This is a genomic window from Lamprobacter modestohalophilus (assembly GCF_016583905.1).
GTDB lineage: Bacteria > Pseudomonadota > Gammaproteobacteria > Chromatiales > Chromatiaceae > Lamprobacter > Lamprobacter modestohalophilus.
In genome coordinates this window covers 1-1629 of record NZ_NRRY01000153.1, presented here as the reverse complement: position 1 = coordinate 1629, position 1629 = coordinate 1, and the positions used below count along the sequence as shown (strand labels likewise).

2 protein-coding genes are annotated in these 1629 nt (G+C 59.0%); both read right to left on the bottom strand.

The features are described 5' to 3' along the window. Positions 1 to 196, bottom strand: a 196-nt coding sequence (locus CKO42_RS26510; protein ID WP_207148843.1) for a DnaB-like helicase N-terminal domain-containing protein, incomplete at its 3' end; no start/stop codon positions are given. A gap of 115 nt (positions 197 to 311) precedes the next feature. After that, positions 312 to 587 (bottom strand): helix-turn-helix transcriptional regulator, encoded by a 276-nt coding sequence (locus tag CKO42_RS26505; RefSeq protein ID WP_200252566.1) that lies wholly within the window; start codon positions 585 to 587, stop codon positions 312 to 314. Between the last annotated feature and the right edge of the window lie 1042 nt (positions 588 to 1629).

Below are 1629 nucleotides of genomic sequence, written 5' to 3'. Positions count from 1 at the left end.
CATCGGCGAACAGCGAGACGATCAGTTCGCGGTGACGGCGATCCTTGAGCGCGTTCATCAGCGTTTCCGGCTCGGGTGCAATGCCGTCATCGCTCAGTGCCAGGATCGCGGCGAACACCTTGCCGTGGTCGTCATCGCCGAAGTCAGCCGGGGAGACCAGGTCCACAACGCGCGAGACGGCGTCGGGCTCGATCATCAAACCACTGAGCAGGGCGCGCTCGGCGCGGCTGATGATTGCACGCTGAGACGCGTCTTGGTGTTGCCCCCATGGCTTGGGGAGGCCTTGTGTGGTTAGGCTCAAGATTCGTACCTCAGAAGCAGATGTCATCGACGTTTATTGACTCCGTCACTGTGCGCGCGGCGTGCAATTGGTTGACGAGGGCGTACATCTCTTCGGGTGTCGCGCCGGCCGTGAGGGCGTTGATGACGGCGTCGATCTCATGGCTGGGCCAAGCGACGGCGCGTTGGCCGATCTTGACCGGGCGTGGCAGCAGGCCGGCGGCGATATCAGCATAGACACTGGCGCGGGAGCAGCCGATGCGGCGTTCGACTTCGGGGCGGCGTAAGAGAGAGCGGGTGTGGGGCATCGTTGCGGCATCCTAATAGTGGAGATCAGTGCTGGGCGGGGAGCGGTCCCGCGCCCAACGTGCTGTCTTCAGTACTCAGGAAGCGCCGCCGGTGCTCAATACCGGCCTTGGCCTAACGGCTGTTCAGGGTCGGAAATGCTTTGGCGGGCAGCCTGGCGCTGAAGACCTTGCTAGCATCCACTCGATACGGCTTTGCCCGCGACAGTGAAAGATCATCGATTTCGGCACGTTTCGCGATGCAGCGGTGCCTGATGGTCTCCGCAGCCAGGAATTGGCGCCGCTCTTGTCAGATCAGGATCGATCTGAAACGAGCAACTGCACTGGCGTTTCTTATCTTCGGCCTTGCTCATAACTCGGTCCACCCTTGACATCTGGGCGTTTGCAAAAATTCTAAGCCATTGTTTTTTAAGAGCCTAGCGGTAGCAATCTTGACCTGATCTCTTGGTTTTGGACTGACTTATGATCAATGCCTTATCTTCCTCTGCGGCAACGCGAGGGGCATATCCAGAAACTGCAGAATCAAGCGAGTCTGGTATCGCCTCCTTTGCCGGTGAGTGTCTGCGATCGGCCACAACCGGACATTGCGGTCTTCGACAGAGAGTGGCACAGTGCCGCCAACAGTGGATGCTGACGCGCCCAGCCTCCAACGGCAGGTGTCCGCCCGAAGCGAACGTTGCCCGATCTTGCGAACGATGGCAGTTTCTGAAGAGATAGCGTCCGTGAAGGTTTTCTCCACTAGCCGCTCGACCGTATATGTTACACGGAGCGTTATCGGCGATGTACGACGAATAAACACGGTTTTAGCGCACGTGGCTTGACGGGAGCGCAGGCCCAAGAGTAAAGACGTCCAAGATTGAAATGTCCGCTGAAAAGCAACGAGATCAAGCGCTGTCAATTCTTCAAGGAAACTTGAGGGTAGTCGTTCAGACACCCGCCATTGGAGCCGGCAACGCTGGAGCCGTGCGGCCAGCGCGTCGCTCAGTGATGACGGCGGCCAGATAGGGCCAAGGCAGATGCCCGCGTTTGCGGCAGGTTTCGATCA